Genomic DNA, 19,458 nt, shown 5'->3' with positions numbered 1-19,458 from the left:
GCGGATTTCACGACAATGTTCCTTTCATAATGCTTGCTCTTGCCGCCATCCATGAAGGAAAACAGCAAGAAACGCCACTTCACCTTCAGTGGCACGCGATAATGTTGAAGCTCCCAAAATGTGCCGGATTATTTCTTCACTAAGAACATAATCAGCAAACATTTCTCGGCGAATAGCGCGGCCAGCAGCATTCGTGCGAAAACGGCCGGATCGAATGCGCTTATTCAAACGAGTGAGTTCAAGAACAAGGCCATCTGTAGGCTCTAGCCCCAGGCGTTTTCGCACCAGGGAAACCAAATCAGCCACGGCATTTGCTGTTGCTAGTGGCTGTTTTACAGTCACCCCGGAACGGGCTGCTTTTAAGTGAAGGGCAATATAGACGGCTTCGTCGACCGGCAGACTAACATCATCAAGATTCGCATTAATGTAGCTCACGATGAGTTCTGCCGCATTGAACTCTGCGGGAAATACCGCTCGGACTTCGTTTAATAATGAGGACTCAATGGTTTCCCCACGCCCCACACGCTCTACAGCAAATGAAAGATGCTCTGCAAGAACCACATATACCGATGGATGTAGTTCTCCTAAAAGCTCTACTGCAAAATCAATAGCTGCAGAAATGGTTTCTAAAATTCGGGGATCAATAACACCCAAGAGCTCTAAATATTGTGCTTTATCCGAGCTGAGTTCGATGTACTGCCTGTGAGTGGGATCTACGGTAACAATGTCTCCAGGTTTCCGCCCAAAACCAATACCCTTCCCCACCATGACGCGCTCATCAACATGATCGCGAGCAAGCACAGCATTGTTGCTGAGCACACGCACAATGCGAAGATCAGGCGCAACCATAGCTACAACACTCCTTGGGGAGATGGAAACACAGCCCTATTGCGAGAATAAGCCTGCGTTTTGGCTTGGCGGTAATGCCTGATCGTGTCAGTAACACCCACTGTGGTAATACAAACCTGAGTTTATAATTTGAATCACGCAGAGCAAAGAATGTGTATCAGAACACATTGATTCCAAAATGTGCAGCCGGTTTGAGCAGGGCAAACAGAAAGTCCCCCGAAATGTTATAGCTACATTCGGGGGTGTTATATGGGCTTTAATTCCATATAGGGAGAAGAAACGGGCATCACGCTTACGCTTTTCTTAGGATTGCCCGATGGGCCTTACGGAAGCTGCATAAACGTGGCGTGGATATGCCCGTCGTCACCGCGTTCATGTTGCACTACAAGATCAACAAGCTCAGCTAAGCCAGCGTCACACACTTCAACCAATGTGGCGGGTCGAATCTTTGTTTCACCATCAATTGGAATGGCGTCTTCCAATTCCCCCACATCTTCCAATGAGTCCCAAATCAACATGTACTCATTGCAGTAGAAGTAAATTTTGCCGTCTTCACGGGAAGGGATCACACAAAGATGAACTCCATCACTCTGGCGTTCGTCTGCGCCCTCATCCCTGTGAACAAAAAATACAGTGCGTAAACTATTTTCCATTACCGTTTCCACTTCATGTGAAGATCTCTTGCGCAAAATTCTACGGGATAGCATCCTTATGGGTGCCCATTCCCAGGCAGTCCGTTTTCAGGGTGCTGCTTCTGAAACACGTGTTCACCTGCCAGATTTATTTCCCAAAACCATCACAAAGAAAACTCCCTTTAAGACACTTTTGGGCGAGTTGTTAAGATTTTTGTAGGGTAATTTAAAAAATAAACACCCACACATTCACGGTAGCACTATTTGCTACGAATGAAGCTCTTTGAAGCACAATAAAATCCTATTTGTAACAATTACGTCCTTACAAATTCACGAACACATTGCTCAAAAAGCCCTAACACTCTGTGGTTTAGAAGTGATTCCTTATCCGTAACCTCACACTAGAATACTTGCACATAACCCCAAGCTCCAAGTCGCACAACCATTTGGTCAACCGGCGATTTGCCGCAATGGTTAGACTATGTGACATGAACGCCCCTACCCCGTACGAGGATTTGCTCCATAAGATCTTGGCGGAAGGCTGCCGGAAAGACGACCGCACCGGCACCGGAACAACAAGCTTGTTCGCCCAACAAATGCGCTTTGATCTGCAGGAATTTTTTCCGCTGATTACCACAAAGAAAGTGCATTTTAAGTCGGTTGTTGGGGAGTTATTGTGGTTCCTTCGTGGGGATTCCAATATCCAATACCTACACGATAATGGCATTAGCATTTGGGATGAGTGGGCTTCCCCAGAGGGGGAATTGGGGCCAGTTTATGGTGTCCAGTGGCGCAGTTGGCCAACACCAGATGGGCAGCACATCGACCAAATTAGCAATTCTTTGCGACTCCTCCAGAAGGATCCAGATTCCCGGCGAAATATAGTCTCTGCATGGAATGTATCGGAATTACATAATATGGCGCTGCCGCCATGTCATTTGCTATTCCAGCTGTATGTTGGCCAAGGTAAATTGTCGTGTCAGTTGTATCAACGGAGCGCCGATATGTTTTTAGGTGTGCCGTTTAATATCGCTTCCTATTCGTTGTTAACGCATATGTTTGCACAGCAAGCCGGGCTGGAAGTGGGAGAATTTATTTGGACTGGTGGCGATTGCCATATTTATGACAACCACCGCGAACAGGTAGCATTACAGCTTTCTCGTATGGCTCGGCCATATCCACAACTCAAGCTTAATAAGGCTGAATCAATGTTTGATTATCAGCTTAGCGATATTGAACTCATTGGATACGACCCACACCCGGCCATTCGTGGCGAGGTAGCTGTTTAAATGCTAAAAGCAATTTGGGCAGAAAACCTCGACGGCATTATTGGCCATGCAAATACCATCCCCTGGGATGTTCCCGAAGACCTTGCGCACTTCAAACAAACAACCCTTGGCGAACCAATAATTATGGGCCGAAACACCTGGGAATCCCTCCCTTTTAAACCACTCCCCGGTCGCCGAAATTACGTACTAAGTACCCGCAGCGAAGGCACCTGGTCTACGGGCGCGACCGTCGTAAAGCAACTGCCCAAACATGGATGGATTATTGGCGGAGGCAGGGTATACGCCAACACCCTCGACATCGTTCAAACAATTGAGCGCACGCTTATCGACGCCCCCGTCGCCGCCGATAAACATACCGTTTACGCCCCCAAAATCCCCGCCGAATTCAAATGCATATCCGAAAGCGAATGGCGGGAATCCAAGACGGGGGTACGGTACAAATTTCAGACCTGGCAGCGCGCGGAATGATTCTTAGGCGACGCACGTTACAACTATCATGAGCAAAGATCACATCACCCTCTACACCACCTCCTGGTGCCCGCACTGCGTTCGTCTAAAGAACTCCCTTGATCGAAGCGGCACTCCCTATACCAATATCGACGTCGAACAAGACGAAGCCGCGGCCGAATGGGTGAAATCCGTAAATAACGGCAATCGTGTCGTGCCCACCGTCGAATACTCTGATGGCACCCACGCCACCAACCCACCAGCCGCAGACGTTCGCCAAAAACTCGCCGAACTTAGCGGCTAAGCTGCGCTACTCCGCACCAGGTAGATATCCATAATCCAGCCATATTGCTTGCGTAGCTCCTCCTTAAGCTCTGCAAGCTCATGGCCGATCTCCGCAATGCGTCCATGACGAATTACCTGGTGCTCCATCCCTAAATAAGCCCCCCACCATAACTCCGCATCGGGGTCCTTACTCGCTAGCCAACCAGCACCTCCATCCAACATCACCACACAATTGTTCTGGTCTTCCCGAATGCTAAACCGACGGGCAGTGGTAATAATAATTTCCCCACCAATAGTATTAAGAGTAATTCCGTGCGCCGCCGTTAATGCCTGAATCGCAGTAATCCCCGGAATAACACGAGTTTCTACCTCAATACCAAGCTGGCCAATAATTCGAAGCGTGGAATCATAAAGGGAAGGATCACCCCACACCAAAATCGCTGCAGCTTCACCCTCCTCAGTATGTTCAATAAGCGCATGTTCAAGCAATGCAGCGCGCTCATCGAGCCATCGGCGAACCTCCCCAATATATTGTTCAGGGTTTCGATCACGCGGGGGATCCGGCATAAGCACCAGCGGTATATCAGGAGCATGGTTAGCCAAAATCTCGCGCCGTAACGCCAATAACGCATCCTTCGACTCCCCCTTATCAAACGCCAATACAACCCCAACATCCCGAAGCGCATCGACCGCCTCCAGCGTTACATGTTGCGGACTCCCCGCCCCGATGCCAATCACAAACAACCTGCGCATATTACAAACCTGGACCTTCCACGAAAAAAGCCTGCCGCAATGCAGGCAGGCCTTTATTCTAACGCGCGAAATTAATCGTCATCTTCGCCAAAAATATCCACGCGGTCAGTAGGTGTAAGGTGCCCCGAAAGATCAGCAAAGTTACGCGCCACACTACGCTGCATAAAAAGATCGCAAGCCTGAGACAACCGCTTTGCGTCATACATATTCAAACGCAGCAACTGAGTGGTGGACTGACCATCTTCAGAAATCTCCTCGACGGAAAGATACTCAAAACCATTCGAGTCAACTAACTTAGTGATGATCTTACGAGCGTCAACATCAGTAAACGTAGGCTTTAATTCCGCCATGTGATACCTCCAAAATGGAAAAACAATGTCCCCCAAGTGTATGCGCTCGCCCATAGGCAGCGGGCCAAAATCCCTATATTGGGGTAAACACGCTGTACAGGCAACATCACATGGATAATTCGACGCAAAATAAAGCGCCCCAGAGAGGAATCGAACCTCCGACACCGGCTTTAGGAGAGCCGTGCTCTATCCACTGAGCTACTAGGGCTTGGGCTTGTTCATATACGAAGCGAGCCGCCGATAGAAATAGTAGCTCAAGGCATGGGCTACCCCAAACCGTCCACTGTTGCTAATGTGAAAATTGTCAATCTATGTTGTCCTTGTGGTTATTTTGTGCTGTTTTGCAAGATAGCCAAGGCAACAAACCTTTGAGGAGCACTATGATTTCCCGCCGGAATTTCTTAAAATCAACGGCCTATACCCTTGCCGCAGGCACAATTGGAGCCGCCGCTGTGCAGCAATCGGCAACCGCAAACGCCGCCCCTATTCTCGGCACGGTGATCGATTTTTCCGCTCATGTTCCTAACGCAAGCGCCATTCGCGAAGCTGGACATATGGGGGCCATTCGGTATGTTTCGGAGCGCCGCCCAGGCGCGGAGTGGATGCTCGGCAAACCAGTCACTCTTAATGAGACAAGGGCAATGGCCACAGAGCATCTACATACGGCCAGTGTCTATCAATTCGGCAAAGCAGAAACGGCGGATTGGAAAGCAGGGGCGGCAGGTGCGCTCACCCATGCGCCGCAAGCAATCGCTTTGCATTTCGCGGCCGGAGGACCAACTCAGCGGCCGATTTATGTGGCAATTGACGATAACCCCACCCGGGACCAGTATGTTAACCAAATCCGCCCCTATCTTGAGAGTTTTAAAAACGCTCTAGCTGCGGCGAGTTTGCAAATGGGTGTGTATGGCAATTACAGCACAATTGAATGGGCCATTAATGATGGACTCGGAGAATTTTATTGGCAGCACGATTGGGGTTCGCAAGGCAAATTGCACCCGCGGGCACATGTTCACCAAAAGGCCGGTTATCGGGCACATATCGATGGTGTCGAAGTGGATATTAATAATGTATATGCCGCCGATTGGGGCCAGTGGCTACCGGGGAATATCGTGGTCCCCCCAAATACCGACGATGCGCCAAATGCAAATAATAATGCGAGTACAGACTCAATATCCACACTTATTAGGGCACTTGGAACATCGTCTTCGTAGCCTACTAATCTAGGGTGATGTCTCCGGCCTCAAGGGTACTGCTTTGGGGTCGTTGAGGCTTGGGGGTTTTGCGCTCTTTCAACGCTTTGGCACGCCGGAATTCTTTATCCTCAGCACGGGCGGCAGCTTCTTGCTTGGCTTTATCATCTGGGTTTTCAACTTTGGGCTGTTTGGGAATAGCACCAGCAAGGATTGGGAAAAGCAAGACTGTAATAGCGCCGGACGCAACTAGTATGGAGCCGAGCGCGGCGTCGATAAGCTCGCGGGAGAGCGCAATTTCAGTAACCGCAACAATAATTGGAAGGCCGGTCGCGGAATATAAACCCAGCTGTAATTGCTCCCCCACAGTGCGCAAACCTGAGCCGGTATTAAGGAAACGTTCGGCAAGAAAAATAGGCAGGCCACGAGCAATTAAAATAACAACGACACAAAATAGCACAATCATTGGTGCGCGAATAACTTCGGTAACCTCGATGGCCATTCCAGAGGTAATAAAAAAGACGGGAATTAGTAGGCCATAACCCATGACATCAAGGCGGGCCTCAACGGTTTTCCGTGACCGTACCGGCACTAATGCACGCAAAATTAAACCCGCAGCAAACGCGCCTAAAACAACATCTAATTCAAATACAGCAGCAAGCGCCATAAGCACCGTAAGAAGCGCAATCACCGCACGCATAACGGTTTGTGCGGTATGGCTGGCACCGTCACGAACCGCAGGACCAATCCACGGTGCAATAATCGCAACAGTACGAGGCACAAACGCAATAATCAATGCGCCACCCATAAACACCAATAACACGATAAGGGTCAGCCATGTACTGCGGGTGGAAAGCAGTAACGCCATTGTAAAAATCGGCCCCAGCTCACCAACCGCCCCATGCACAAGGACTCCCCTGCTTACTGGTTCAGATACGCCCGCCGTTTTTATAACCGGCAATAATGTACCCATTGCAGTTGATGTCACTGCAACCGCAATAACGACGGCCGCGAGGCTATCGCCCCAAAACAGCACCAGCGCCGCACAAAACGCAAAAATCGCACTGAATACCCACGTTCCAGCAGCAAACTTGCCTTGGCGTCCACGCATAGAATCCGGATTAATTTCCCAGCCCGCGAGTAAAAACAACATGCCCAAGCCAAGCTCCCGCAACATGGCATTACTTTCATCAGCATGCGCAAGACCTAAAACCTGAGGCCCAATAAGCACACCAAGCATGAGCAAAAACACCACCGCTGGGATTTTCTTACGCACAAGATAACTCAGCAGTGGTGAGGTTAGCGCTGCTATGGAAATCCACATCATTGAGATAATGGCTTCCGGCGGAACCGAGGCTCCGGCAGCGAGAACCAAAGGTTCGGGCATTATTCCTCCATAAGACCGGCGACTTGTAGTTCCACTAAGTCTGTCAGGTCTTCGGCGGTACCAGAAATAGCCACGGCAACCACGAAATCATCGCCGTAGGAAACGGATGAATGCAATGTTAGGTCATTTGACCAACCCCACTTTGTGCCGATAACACCCGGCAAAATCGCGGTGCCAAAATTCTGCTTATAACCATCTGCGGCTACCGCATCGGATTCTTTCATGGCCCGTAAGATTGGGTCATTGCGATTTCTGCGGAGTTTCTGAGATACAAACGAAACCACATCATATGTAGACGTGACACTATACCCCCAGGTATCACGTGATTTTGTGGAAATTAACCCATATTCTTTTGCAGTAGTATCTATAGACTCAGGATATTTTTCAAAAAGCTTTTCGGCAATTTTATCGTCGGAGCTGCGGATCATTTCCAACGCATCAGCACGATCCTTTAATTCCCCGTGTTCTAACACATATTCGGCGATATACAATTTAATAAGGCTCAATGCAGGACGTGCAAAGCGTTCCGTCGCACTGCCCGTGTGAAAACCGTCATGCATACGGAAAACCGTTACCTGGGAGCCTGTTGTATTTTCTACAAAAGTGTCAACCTCACCCTGTTGCAAAGGTTGTGTCCCATCCTGGTAAATACCAGCACTGCTCAGCTCCGCTTGCCCAAGCGCTGGCTGTGCCCCTCCATAGACGGCAGCAAACGGCATGGCAACGAATGCTACCAAAGCGACAACCACTGGGGCCGCCGTCACAGCTCGAGAATTCATGAAGAAAATAATAGCCCCGACCCCGGCCGTACGTGCGGCGAAGGGGTGGAGCTACCGAAAAAGGGGGATAGAATTTTTCGTTCTAGTGATCGACTGGGGCTTCGACGCCGACGCCGGTAAGCGAACGAACTTCCATCTCGGCCTGGAGGTCATCCAAATTGTCTGGGGATCCTAAGAAGGTTCCAATAATGCCCGCAATAAAGGCTGCTGGGATCGAGACAATACCCGGATTTGCGAGCGGGAAGAGTGCGAAGTCAACATTCGGGAACATTGCATTTGGAGCACCGGAAACCGCTGGGGAGAAAATAATCAGACCCAAAGCCATAATTAAGCCGGTGTACATCGCAGAAACCGCACCAGCGGTATTGAATTTCTTCCAGTAGAGGGAGAACAAAATCGTTGGCAGGTTAGCGGAAGCGGCGATAGCAAACGCCAGTGCCACCAGGAACGCAACATTTTGCCCCATCGCAAGAATACCCAGGATAATGGCCAAAATACCGATAACCACTACGGTGATCCGAGAAACCCGAACCTGCTCTTCTTCTGTAGATTTACCGCTACGAATAATCGAGTGGTAGATATCATGAGCCACAGAAGCGGAAGCGGTAATGGCCAGACCTGCGACCACAGCCAACACGGTAGCAAACGCCACTGCGGAAATAATAGCCATAAAGATGGATCCACCGAGTTCAAGAGCAAGCAGCGGTGCAGCGGCATTCGCGCCACCTGGTGCTGCGAGAATACGGTCTGGACCAACAAAAGCGGCAGCCGCGTAACCGAGGACAAGGGTCATAAGGTAGAACGCACCAATAAGGATAATCGCCCAGGTCACAGACTTACGAGCTTCCTTAGCGGTAGGAACCGTATAGAAGCGCATAAGCACGTGTGGCAGACCTGCGGTACCCAATACTAGGGCGAGGCCAAGGGAAACAAAGTCCAGCTTTGTAAGGTCGTTTTTGCCATATTTCAGGCCTGGCTCCAAGATTTCGCGTGCATCATATCCAGCCTTTTGGAGGGTTTCCGAGCTGGCATGCATATTTACGGCCTGCTCCAATAGTTCGGAGAAGCTACCTTTTACGAACCATAGGATCATTAGCGTCATAACACCCACGCCACCGACCAAAAGAACAGCCTTGATCATTTGCACATATGTGGTGCCTTTCATGCCACCAAGCAGAACATACAAGATCATAATGACGCCCACAACCGCCACAACAATAGCCTGAGAGCTCTTGTCGTGGATATCCAAAAGTACCGAAACCAAAGAGCCCGCTCCGGCCATTTGTGCGATTAGGTAGAAAAGGGAGACAGCGAGGGTACCAAAGGCCGCTGCAAGTCGCACAGGCTTCTGCCGAAGTCGGAAAGACAATACGTCCGCCATAGTGAAACGACCGGTGTTTCGCAGCGGCTCCGCAACCAAAAGAAGAGCCACCAACCAAGCCACGAAGAAACCGATGGAGTACAGGAAGCCGTCATAACCGGAGAGTGCTACGGCGCCCACAATACCCAGGAAGGATGCTGCGGAAAGGTAGTCACCCGCGATGGCCAAACCATTTTGCGTACCGGAGAAGGATGCGCCACCGGTATAGAAATCTGAAGCTTCCGAGGTGGATTTACCTACCCTCATTACAATCGCCATCGTTACCACGATAAAAGCAACGAATACCGCAATATTCAGGATTGGGTTTCCCGCAGAGGATTCTTGCGCTACGACAAGTGCGTTTTGCATGGATTAACCTTCCATTTCTTGCCGGATTGCAGCGGCGCGAGGCTCAATCTGCTTATTGGCAAATTTGATATACCACCAGGTAATAATGAACGTGGTGACAAACTGGGCAAGTCCAAGCAGGATTCCAACGTTAATGGAACCAAAGACCACCTTGCCCATTGTGTCGCCCATGTAGGTTGCCATCAACACGTATGCGATGTACCAAACAAAGAAGGCCGCGCTCATTGGGAAGGTAAAAGACCGGAATGTCTTTTTCAGCTCAATAAATTGAGGGGCCTCCTGCATGGCACGGAATTCTGCCGCCGTAGGTTCACGACGTCCCGAGTGTGCCTGAGGGTTGGCGCTCACTGGATGATCGCCTCGCTTTCTGCATTGTCGTCAAATGGATGAAGTAGTGGCGTACAGAAAACTATTTTCAAGTTTCCTGCAATCGTCACTACATTCGTTGCTGAAGCCAAGTTACCCAGCTCACATTGCAATTTGGAAGTGGAATAGAGACGTCTGATCAATTCTCGCTAAGCTTTTACCCCCGAAATCCCCGTAACCAGCATGTAAAGATTTCACTCATTCACCCCCGAAACCACACAATCTTTACATCTGCAAAGTTTGCAAATTTTGTTTGTGGCACAGTTCACCCTCTTATTAGGAGTGCTCAATAATATAGGGAGTGCACAATGCCTTTTCAGTTAGCGTTGATTCAACCGACGCAATTGCCAAAAACCTTCAATGATTGCGGCGCCACATGCCCCTACAACAAGACCTCGCAACAATAACCCATGGTCTTCTGGGTGCAGCAAGAAAAAGTTCGCTAGCCATGGTGTTGAAAACAGCACAATATAAAAACTCACAGACGTTAGCAGCAAAAGAGCTTTCCACCAGGTATATGGTCGCGCCACAATCCCCAATACCCATAAAGCCATTACCAACAATGCGGCAAGCGCTGCCGTACCAACCTGCATTTTGAGCTCTTCAGGAGCAGCTGCACCTGGATATAACCAAAGCCACATGCCCGCAGTAAAAGTCCCAATAGTAATTCCAGAGGGCACCGCAAAACGCAGCACTCTAGGAACAAAATTAGGTCGTGCCCGTTCGTAGTTTGGGGCAAGTGAAAGGATAAAAGCTGGAATGCCAATGGTAAACCATGCGGTTACCGTCACATGGATTGCTTGGAATGGGAATTTAATCCCAACTATCGCAAAAATTAGCGCCATTAATACGGAATAGACGGTTTTTGTAAGAAAGAGATTTGCTACCCGCTCAATATTGCCAATAACGCGTCGTCCTTCCGCTACCACATGGGGTAAAGATGCAAATCGATTATCCAAAATGACCACCTGGGCAACAGAACGTGTGGCCGGGGATCCAGATCCCATGGAAACACCAATATTGGCGTCTTTTAAGGCAAGCACATCGTTCACACCATCACCAGTCATGGCTACTGTATGCCCGTTTTCTTGCAAAGCCCGAACCATTTCTCGTTTTTGTTCGGGAGTCACTCGCCCAAATACAGTGTGCTGTTCAATGGCCTGCCGAAATGCTTCAGGATCTTCAGGAAGTTGCCGTGCATCAACCACCGAACCACAAAGACCAAGTTCACGAGCCACCGCGCCTACCGACGCCGCATTATCGCCGGAGATAACCTTTACATCAACGTCTTCCTGCCGGAAGAAATCAAGAGTATCTAGCGCATCATCACGGATTTTCTGACGCAATACAACAAGTGCTGCAGGTGTTCGATTTTCATCGCAAAGCATAAGCACGCGCAAACCTTGGGCTGCCAGAGCTTCGGCCGCTTCGGCATCACTGCGGCTTACCAAAACATCCGGGGCACCCAAATACCAACGCCCGTGCGACTCTAAGTTCACAGATGCAAATTTCTTTGCGGAATCAAAGGCATCAAAACTAATTACTTCAAAAGGCTCAGCATCCACTGTTGCAACCGCTTGCAATGTATCGTTTGGGCGGTTTTCTACAGCCACAAAGGAGGCTAAAATCCGCGCAATTGGGGCGTCGATAAGCTCCTTTATTTCTGCTAGCTCCATGCGGTTTTCAGTTAATGTGCCCGTTTTATCCACGCACACCACATCGACACGAGCTAGACCTTCAATCGCCGGCAATTCATTAACCAGTGCTTTTCGACGCCCCAACCGTACAACGCCCACACCAAAGGCAATGGAGGTCATAAGCACCAGACCCTCTGGAAGCATAGGAACCAGCGCGGCAACCATTGCCAAAATTGATTCTCGTAGTGGTTCTCCAGTCCGCGATAATTGCGTCCACACGGTAAGTAAACCGGTAGGAATTAATAGCCAAGTAATAGTTCGAAGAATCTGGTCAATCCCCGCCTGCAAGTGCGAATCGGTTAATTGGAATTTCCCAGCCTCTGCCACGAGTTTCGCAGCATAAGCATCTTCACTAATCGCGGTTGCCTGATACGTGCCGGCGCCTGCTACAACATAAGATCCAGACCATACTTGATCGCCAATGTTTTTGAGGATCGGTTCGGACTCCCCCGTTAGCATGGATTCATCCACCATAAGCCCATCAGCCGATCGGACTTCCCCATCAACAACCAGCTGATCTCCCGAACCAAGTTCAATAAGGTCATCTAATACCAATGCATCACGCAGGATTTCCTGGGCCTGGCCATCTCGAATCACTGTGGGTAATGATTCCCCGAGGATCGTAAGTTTATCCAGTGTTCGCTTTGCCCGCAGTTCTTGAATAATGCCAATAGCGGAATTGGCAATAATTAATGTACCGAACGCACTATTAATCCACGATCCGAGCGAAAGCACAATAAACAGCAGCACCCCCAAAATCGCATTAATCCGTGTAAAAACGTTCGTGCGAATAATGGTGCCCACGCTACGTCCGGTGCGACGTGGCTGGCGATTCACTAACCCCGCCTGTACCCGATCAGCAACTTCTTGAGCAGTCAGGCCAAAAGGTGAGGTATACGTCATACCAGAAGATAATAGCGACGAATGACCTCACCGGTTATTGTTATTGCCCTTTAAATACTGGAGAGCGTTTTTCTGCACGAGCCGAGCGGGCTTCTGCGGCGTCATCACTAGACCAGCAAAGGTCATAAAGCTGCTGCTGATTTGGGCGCAATGTAAAGCCAAATCCCTCATCATTAAGCACACCTTTTAATTGCCGCAATGCCAATGGTGCATAGCCTGCAATTCGTTGTGCATATGCCCATGCGTCATCTGCGTCTCCACGTAAATTCGCAAACCCTACAGCGGCTGCGGTATCAGCATCGACTTTTTCTGCAGCCAATAACACGGATCGGGCAACAGAACCACCGAGCATGGATACTGCACGCCGTATAGTCCAATTGTCCAGAGCGAAACCCAGTTCAGCAGGTGGCACCCGGAACCAACCACCGTCACCAACAACACGAAGGTCACACGCCAATGCGAGCTGAGTGCCAGCACCAACAGCGGGGCCCTGGACGTCGGCAATCACAGGCACTGGGCACTCCAAAATACTGCGCAACATCCGGTGAAGTGCACCATGGAAGTCATCCCCATACACTCCGCCCTTAAGATCAGCGCCGGCACAAAATGCGGATCCCCTTCCACGAATAAGCACCGCACGTATATCGGGTGACTCCACTGCATCAATTGCATCCGCCACTTCCGAGCACACCTTTGTAGTTAGTGAATTTCGGTGTGGGTCACGGTCCAACACAATAGTTAGCAAATGCCCGTCTCGTTGTTGAATAATCATTCGGGAAACTCCATTGGATCGGGGCCAATTCGTCCGGAATCCAGGGCGCTTAACTCCGCTATTTCGGCTTCCGTAAGTTGGAAATCAAAAATATTCAGATTTTCCGCAATGCGATCATTATGTGCAGACTTTGGCAATGGCACTAAACCTTGTTGAATGTGCCACCGAAGGATCACCTGTGCCGGGGTCTTCCCATGTACTTGTGCAATACGCACCGTGGTTGGCTCCGCAAGGATCTTTCCCTGCCCTAATGGAGACCAAGATTCTGTAATAATTCCCAATTCCTTATCGAGTTTCTGCAATTCAAATTGTGGGAACCCGGGATGCAATTCGATCTGGTTCACAGCAGGAACCACACCCGTTTTTTCAATGAGTTCAATAAGGGCCGCTGGGTAAAAATTACACACCCCAATAGACTGCACAGTCCCCAATCCCTGAATATGTGCCATTCCCTCAAATGCCGAAATATATTGCTGCTGCTTTGGACATGGCCAATGCAATAAATAAAGATCAATATAATCTAACCCTAAACGGGCCAGTGATTGTTGGAACGCAACTTCCGGTTCATGGTGTTGGTTGTTCCACAATTTCGTCACAATAAACAGTTCGTCGCGGGTAGCGTCCCCAGCAGCGATAGCATCCCTGACTGCTCGCCCGACTTCTTCTTCATTGCCATAAATCGCGGCAGTATCAATATGACGATAGCCAAGCTCAATGGCTTTACGAACAGCCGGATAACACTGCTCATCAACGAGCTGCCAGGTCCCAAACCCAAGTTGCGGCATTGGGGTGCCATCATTGAGTGTGATTGAAGGAATATTCATGTCCCCCATTAAACACGGATGAACTGCTCTCCGTTTGTTGGACTGGATTGTGCTGGGGTTTGTGGTTTGGCCTGGTTTTGTGGTTTTGTTGTGTGCGTCCGGCGGCCTGGGATTTGGTAGGGGTTGGGTGGGAGGTGCTCAGTCTTTTCGGGCGCAGGTCGGTCTTTTTGGGTCTGGTTGGTCCTTCCTGGGGGTCTGGTTGGGCGCTGGTTGGGCGTGTTGTCACAGATTCCATTTTTTCGGCTGTTTTTATGGAATCTGCGACACGATAGGTAGGGAACCTGTCACAGATTCCATTTTTTTCGCTGTTTTTATGGAATCTGCGACAAACCCCAGGTCAACGATTGTGTGCAATGTTGCTTGCTGTCGCAAATTCCATTTTTTCAGGCGATTTTATGGAATCTGCGACAGTAGGGATGAAAACATATCTAGTTCAATAGGGTGCGCCTATCAAACCGCAGGGAATGCGGCTCGAAGGCTCGGAAAGCCAGCCCACACCCCAGGAAACCAGCTCAAACCCCCGGAAAGCCCTGAAAAACCAGCCGACCCGCCCCAAAATATCAGGCAGATCTGACACCCGACACCCCGAAATCAGGCAGATTTCACATCACCCACAACCCACCACCACATTTCCCCAGGCCATAGGGCCAGTCCCACTGGAGACAAGATAAAAGTGCCTTTTCATCAAACGCACCCCAGGAAAGTTCACGCATCACCCCCATTGTGTTGGAAACCCCAGTTTCATATTCCGCAACACGTTAGATTCTGTGTATGACTCGTACCGGTGCCCACGACCTTATCCGCCAAGTTCTCGACCACGATTCTTTTGTAAGTTGGGATACTCCACCCGAATACGGAGACATCTCCGAGCAATACCAGCAAGCATTGAAAAAAGCACGCGAAAAAAGCGGAGTCGATGAAGCTGTAATCACTGGTGAAGGCACTGTCGGTGGCACCCGAGTGGCATTTGTATTAAGTGAATTTGCGTTCCTCGGCGGATCGATTGGCGCAGCTACAGCACGACGCATTATTGCCGGAATCCACCGCGCCACCGACCAAGGACTCCCTCTGCTTATCTCCCCGTCCTCTGGGGGCACGCGAATGCAAGAAGGTACCCCCGCTTTCGCACTTATGGTCTCAATCACAACGGCAGTGTATCGACACAAAGATGCGCACTTACCGTTCTTGGTTTATCTCCGGAACCCAACAACCGGTGGGGTACTTGCCTCCTGGGGGTCTGCGGGACATTTTACTTTTGCAGAACCCGACGCACTCCTTGGGTTCCTGGGGCCCCGCGTCGTCGAACTCACCACCGGCATTCCAATGCCCGATGGTGTCCAAACCGGTGAAAACCTAGCTCAACATGGGGTTATAGACGGCGTTATTTCACCAACCCAGCTACGGGAAGCTGTACGAAAAATTATCGACGTCCTTCGCCCAAGCCAGCAATATACCGAACCAAGCGCCCCTTCCGTTCCGGACCCTACATCCATTAAGGGGCCATGGAATGCCATTGAGTGCACCCGCCGTATAGATCGACCAGGAGTGCGAGAACTGAAAGCCGCACTTGCCAAACATTGGATCGAACTTTCCGGCACCGGTGAGGGCCGCCGCTCCCCAGCCGTTACCGTCGCATTAACTCGCCTAGGAAATCGACCAGTAGTTCTTATTGGCCAGGACCGCCACAATCAGCCACCGCACGCAAAAACCGAGCTTGGGCCTGCAGCTCTCCGCTTTGCCCGACGTGGAATTCAACTCGCACATGAGTTGCAGCTACCGCTTATCAGCATTATTGACACACCCGGCGCCGAGCTTTCCCAAGCCGCCGAAGAAAACGGGATGGCTGGTTCCATTGCACGTACGCTTGGGGAGCTTGTCGACGTCGACGTCCCCACCATATCCGTTATCCTCGGCCAAGGCTGTGGTGGCGCTGCTTTAGCCATGTTGCCATCAGATCGCGTCCTGGCGGCAGAAAATGCTTGGCTATCACCATTACCCCCAGAAGGGGCTTCGGCCATTATCTATCGCGATACCAATCACGCCGCCCAAATGATGGAAGAACAAGGAGTCGGCGCACCCGCACTACTCGATGCTGGCATTGTTGACGGTCTTATTTCCGAGCATGGCGATGCAGCCGAGCACCCAACGGAATTTATTGAAAATGTTATCGCCCATATAAATCACACGCTCTGGCAATTGGAAAACAACCCACAACGCGTGGGACGCGAGCAACGTTTCCGGCACTATGAGGCACTTCCCGCACGTCTGATCTAGTGTTATGAGTCATGAACGACCATGACTACGGCGCTTTAACGGATTCCGAGATTTTCGACGCCCATATCGGCGGCAAACTTAGCACCACTTCACGCCGACCCTTGGAAACCGTCCGCGACCTATCCCTCGCCTATACCCCAGGTGTCGCCCGCGTATGCGAAGCGATTGCCGATGATGCATCCTTAATTCGGGATTACACCTGGGTCGGCAAAACCGTCGCCATTGTTTCTGATGGCACAGCCGTACTTGGACTCGGCAATATTGGTGCCAAGGCCGCTCTTCCCGTTATGGAAGGCAAAGCCCAATTATTCGGAAGGTTCGCAAACCTTAACGCGGTTCCGATCGTTCTGAACACCACGGACGTCGATACGATTGTAGAGACGATTACCGCTATGGCACCAAGCTTTGGTGGCATTAATCTTGAGGATATTTCTGCGCCCCGGTGTTTTGAAATCGAACGGCGCCTTAACGATGCGCTTGATATTCCGGTTATGCACGATGACCAGCACGGCACCGCCATTGTTATTCTGGCAGCACTACAAAATGCGTGTTCGCTACTTGGCCGCGAACTCGGGGATTTACGGGTCGTCATTTCCGGCGCTGGCGCCGCCGGTGTGGCCTGCACAAAAATTCTCATTGGTGCAGGTGTTCGGGATATCACTGTGCTTGATTCCCGTGGCATAATTCATAAGGGACGCACCCCACTAAACGCTATTAAACAAGAACTTGCGGAGCTTACAAACCCGCGCGGAATCGTGGGCGGCGTTACCGAAGCCCTTGAAGGTGCCGATACGTTTATCGGTCTTTCCCGTGGCCATATTCGTGAAAAAGAACTCCAACATATGGCCCCTAAACCGATTCTATTTTCGCTAGCAAACCCAGATCCCGAAATCGAACCAGCTCTCGCCGCAAAATACGGCGCCGTCGTTGCCACTGGCCGCAGCGACCTACCAAACCAAATTAATAATGTCCTCGCATTTCCAGGTATTTTCCATGGAGCAATGGCTGCTGGCGCAACCTCGATTACTACACAAATGAAACTCGCGGCATCCCGTGCCATTGCAGAGATCGCCGCAGTAAACCTTGATGCCGAACACGTAGTCCCTTCCCCATTAAATCCTCACGTGGCGCATGCAGTTAGTGAAGCCGTACAAGCAGCTGCGAAAATACGATAGAAAGGAGCATAAGCAATGGTGCTTGGATCATTTCACTCCCCCAAAATACTCACCGAACTCGCTGAACATCGGCAATGGTGGGAGTATGAAGGCTGGGAATGGAATTACGCTCCGGAAACAGCTGAACAAATACACGAATTCGCACCGGGCGTTGTGCTTACCCAACAACCACAACATACCCCCAGCCACAGCACCTTGTACTTCACAATCGATGGATCGCCGATCATGTGGTTGAGTTCCACGGACTATAGTAAAGATCCGCTATTTCCACATAGCGAACACCAAGCCGAGCTTGCAGAACTCGATAAAAAGGTAGGTCTGCGGAGCTTTGATATTGCAAGTTTATTTGGTCTTGAAGCTACCCACCCGCAAGCAATCGGGCTGACCATGGGATCTCAAGAAATTCGAGACCAAAGCTATATTCGTGATCGGCCACACTATTTTATTACCAGTGAAGATTTTACTGGCGAGCATCATATTGAAGCGAAATTTCAATACACACACACGGTATTGAAGTGATCTACACTCGCACCAATCGCACCGCCGAACTTCGCCATATTGGAATTAGTATTGATGGACAGTTGGCGCTGGTCAGTTGCATGCACCCAATCTGGCGCAATAGATAGCATGTGCGCCTGAGAGCCAGCTGGTGAGTTTTCCTTTGAAAGCGCGTTTGCCACTTCGGGATGGGGTGGTTTTTCTGAGGGTGCAGACCGCTTTTTCAGGGTGTGGGCTGGTGCTCCAGGGTGTGGACTGGTGTTGATCTGGCCGTCTCTGCTTTTCAGGGTGTGGGCTGGGCTTTCCCAAGCCTTTGAGCCGCTTTTCCTGCGGTTTAATAGGCTCACCCTATTGAACTAGTGATGTTTTCATCCCTACTGTCGCAGATTCCATAAAATCCGCTGAAAAAATGGAATTTGTGACAGCAACCAACATTGCGCACAATCGTTGACCTGGGGTGTGTCGCAGATTCCATTAAAACAGCGAAAAAAATGGAATCTGTGACAGGTTCCCTACCTATCGTGTCGCAGATTCCATAAAATCGCCCGAAAATCCGCCGAAAAAATGGAATCTGTGACAACACGCCCAACCAGCACCCAAAAAAGTCCGGCCAGCAGCCCGAAAAGACCAACCAGCGTCCAAGCAGCCCCCCCCAACCAAACCACCAGCAAGCTCCACTAGGTGCAAATACTGCACCTTGATTTTGGGCAAGCTACATCGCCACAACAACTCAAGGTGCAGTACTTTCAATGCCAAAAGCGGCTTTTGCTTTAAAAAGCACTAACCGACATTCAGAAGGTCAATCACAAAGACCAGGGTCCGACCAGATAGAGGATGTCCACCACCAGCAGGACCATATGCCGCCTCTGGTGGAATTGTTAGCTGCCTGCGACCACCAACCTTCATGCCAGGAATACCTTCCTGCCAACCTGCAATTAGTCCGTGCAGCGGGAATTCGATGGATTGACCACGATCCCAGGAGGAATCGAACTCTTCACCAGTTTCAAAATCCACGCCAACGTAGTGGACCTCCACCATGCCACCCGGCTGAGCTTCGGGTCCGTCACCTTCAACAATGTCTACAATGACAACATCTTCTGGTGCAGGGCCCGGTTGGACCTCAATCTGGGGTTTTTCCATGAGGGAATACTCCTTAGTTGTACGTGCAAAGCGAATAACCAAAACCAATAAAAAGCTGGAATTGATCACACATATCCGCTAATTATACGCGGATTGCGATCAGTTCCAGCCTTAGA

20 protein-coding genes and 1 tRNA gene are annotated in these 19,458 nt (G+C 50.3%); 7 read left to right on the top strand and 14 right to left on the bottom strand.

Annotation, left to right across the window (positions count from 1 at the left end; all coding sequences use genetic code 11):
• Positions 1-24: 24 nt before the first annotated feature.
• Together CFREI_RS03605 and CFREI_RS03600 are read right to left on the bottom strand one after the other, a co-directional pair.
• Complete coding sequence (locus CFREI_RS03605) at positions 25-849, bottom strand: PRD domain-containing protein (RefSeq protein WP_035112305.1); 825 nt, start codon at positions 847-849, stop codon at positions 25-27.
• Between the two features lie 323 nt (positions 850-1,172).
• Complete coding sequence (locus CFREI_RS03600; protein ID WP_035112303.1) at positions 1,173-1,502, bottom strand: hypothetical protein; 330 nt, start codon at positions 1,500-1,502, stop codon at positions 1,173-1,175.
• A gap of 467 nt (positions 1,503-1,969) precedes the next feature.
• On the opposite strand from CFREI_RS03600, the gene CFREI_RS03595 reads away from it, so the two are divergent.
• The 3 genes from CFREI_RS03595 to CFREI_RS03585 are packed head-to-tail and all read left to right on the top strand — an operon-like array spanning position 1,970 to position 3,521.
• Entirely contained in the window at positions 1,970-2,770 is an 801-nt protein-coding gene (locus CFREI_RS03595; protein WP_027013115.1) for a thymidylate synthase, read from the top strand.
• Positions 2,771-3,238, top strand: a complete 468-nt coding sequence (locus CFREI_RS03590; RefSeq protein ID WP_027013114.1) for a dihydrofolate reductase — start codon at positions 2,771-2,773, stop codon at positions 3,236-3,238.
• 28 nt (positions 3,239-3,266) lie between these two features.
• Positions 3,267-3,521, top strand: coding sequence for a mycoredoxin (locus CFREI_RS03585; RefSeq protein WP_027013113.1), 255 nt, complete (start codon positions 3,267-3,269; stop codon positions 3,519-3,521).
• Here the strand turns inward: CFREI_RS03585 and cobF are convergent.
• From cobF to CFREI_RS03570, 3 genes are all read right to left on the bottom strand, one after another.
• Entirely contained in the window at positions 3,518-4,255 is a 738-nt protein-coding gene (gene cobF / locus CFREI_RS03580; protein WP_027013112.1) for a precorrin-6A synthase (deacetylating), read from the bottom strand. The two genes, CFREI_RS03585 and cobF, sit on opposite strands and share 4 nt — an antisense overlap.
• 71 nt (positions 4,256-4,326) lie before the next feature.
• Positions 4,327-4,605 carry a cg0963 family protein gene (locus CFREI_RS03575; RefSeq protein ID WP_027013111.1) on the bottom strand — a complete coding sequence of 93 codons (279 nt, stop codon included), beginning with the start codon at positions 4,603-4,605 and terminating at the stop codon, positions 4,327-4,329.
• A gap of 135 nt (positions 4,606-4,740) precedes the next feature.
• Positions 4,741-4,813, bottom strand: a tRNA-Arg gene (locus tag CFREI_RS03570).
• 172 nt (positions 4,814-4,985) lie between these two features.
• Here CFREI_RS03570 and CFREI_RS03565 point away from each other — a divergent pair.
• Complete coding sequence (locus tag CFREI_RS03565; RefSeq protein WP_035112302.1) at positions 4,986-5,819, top strand: DUF1906 domain-containing protein; 834 nt, start codon at positions 4,986-4,988, stop codon at positions 5,817-5,819.
• Positions 5,820-5,823: 4 nt separating this feature from the next.
• Here CFREI_RS03565 and CFREI_RS03560 read toward each other — a convergent pair whose 3' ends face one another.
• The 7 genes from CFREI_RS03560 to CFREI_RS03530 form a co-directional block, all read right to left on the bottom strand.
• Positions 5,824-7,185 (bottom strand): cation:proton antiporter, encoded by a 1,362-nt coding sequence (locus CFREI_RS03560; RefSeq protein ID WP_051256027.1) that lies wholly within the window; start codon positions 7,183-7,185, stop codon positions 5,824-5,826.
• The gene (locus CFREI_RS03555; RefSeq protein WP_051256026.1) at positions 7,185-7,964 is read right to left on the bottom strand and encodes a hypothetical protein; all 780 of its coding nucleotides are present in this window, start codon (positions 7,962-7,964) and stop codon (positions 7,185-7,187) included. The genes CFREI_RS03560 and CFREI_RS03555 overlap by 1 nt, the downstream gene beginning before the upstream one ends.
• Positions 7,965-8,046: 82 nt before the next feature.
• A complete protein-coding gene (locus tag CFREI_RS03550; RefSeq protein ID WP_027013109.1) occupies positions 8,047-9,693 on the bottom strand; it encodes a monocarboxylic acid transporter in 1,647 nt (548 codons plus the stop codon).
• 3 nt (positions 9,694-9,696) lie between these two features.
• The gene (locus CFREI_RS03545) at positions 9,697-10,041 is read right to left on the bottom strand and encodes a DUF485 domain-containing protein (RefSeq protein ID WP_027013108.1); all 345 of its coding nucleotides are present in this window, start codon (positions 10,039-10,041) and stop codon (positions 9,697-9,699) included.
• Between the two features lie 338 nt (positions 10,042-10,379).
• Complete coding sequence (locus CFREI_RS03540; RefSeq protein ID WP_027013107.1) at positions 10,380-12,659, bottom strand: HAD-IC family P-type ATPase; 2,280 nt, start codon at positions 12,657-12,659, stop codon at positions 10,380-10,382.
• A 40-nt stretch (positions 12,660-12,699) separates the two neighbouring features.
• The gene (locus CFREI_RS03535; protein ID WP_027013106.1) at positions 12,700-13,431 is read right to left on the bottom strand and encodes an enoyl-CoA hydratase; all 732 of its coding nucleotides are present in this window, start codon (positions 13,429-13,431) and stop codon (positions 12,700-12,702) included.
• Positions 13,428-14,255 (bottom strand): aldo/keto reductase, encoded by an 828-nt coding sequence (locus CFREI_RS03530; RefSeq protein ID WP_027013105.1) that lies wholly within the window; start codon positions 14,253-14,255, stop codon positions 13,428-13,430. Before CFREI_RS03530 ends, CFREI_RS03535 begins: the two co-directional genes overlap by 4 nt.
• Positions 14,256-15,026: 771 nt before the next feature.
• Between CFREI_RS03530 and CFREI_RS03525 the strand changes: the two genes are divergently transcribed.
• The 3 genes from CFREI_RS03525 to CFREI_RS03515 are packed head-to-tail and all read left to right on the top strand — an operon-like array spanning position 15,027 to position 18,223.
• Positions 15,027-16,529, top strand: coding sequence for a carboxyl transferase domain-containing protein (locus tag CFREI_RS03525; RefSeq protein ID WP_027013104.1), 1,503 nt, complete (start codon positions 15,027-15,029; stop codon positions 16,527-16,529).
• 11 nt (positions 16,530-16,540) lie between these two features.
• Positions 16,541-17,704 (top strand): NAD(P)-dependent malic enzyme, encoded by a 1,164-nt coding sequence (locus tag CFREI_RS03520; RefSeq protein ID WP_027013103.1) that lies wholly within the window; start codon positions 16,541-16,543, stop codon positions 17,702-17,704.
• A 15-nt stretch (positions 17,705-17,719) separates the two neighbouring features.
• Complete coding sequence (locus CFREI_RS03515; RefSeq protein ID WP_027013102.1) at positions 17,720-18,223, top strand: hypothetical protein; 504 nt, start codon at positions 17,720-17,722, stop codon at positions 18,221-18,223.
• Here CFREI_RS03515 and CFREI_RS03510 read toward each other — a convergent pair.
• Positions 18,196-18,384 (bottom strand): hypothetical protein, encoded by a 189-nt coding sequence (locus CFREI_RS03510; RefSeq protein WP_156907787.1) that lies wholly within the window; start codon positions 18,382-18,384, stop codon positions 18,196-18,198. The two genes, CFREI_RS03515 and CFREI_RS03510, sit on opposite strands and share 28 nt — an antisense overlap.
• A 598-nt stretch (positions 18,385-18,982) precedes the next feature.
• Complete coding sequence (gene fkpA / locus CFREI_RS03505; protein WP_027013101.1) at positions 18,983-19,342, bottom strand: FKBP-type peptidyl-prolyl cis-trans isomerase FkpA; 360 nt, start codon at positions 19,340-19,342, stop codon at positions 18,983-18,985.
• Positions 19,343-19,458 lie beyond the last annotated feature (116 nt).

The organism is Corynebacterium freiburgense, from assembly GCF_030408815.1.
Taxonomy (GTDB): domain Bacteria; phylum Actinomycetota; class Actinomycetes; order Mycobacteriales; family Mycobacteriaceae; genus Corynebacterium; species Corynebacterium freiburgense.
Note: the sequence above shows the minus strand (reverse complement) of the source record. Positions and strands in the feature narration are given on the sequence as shown.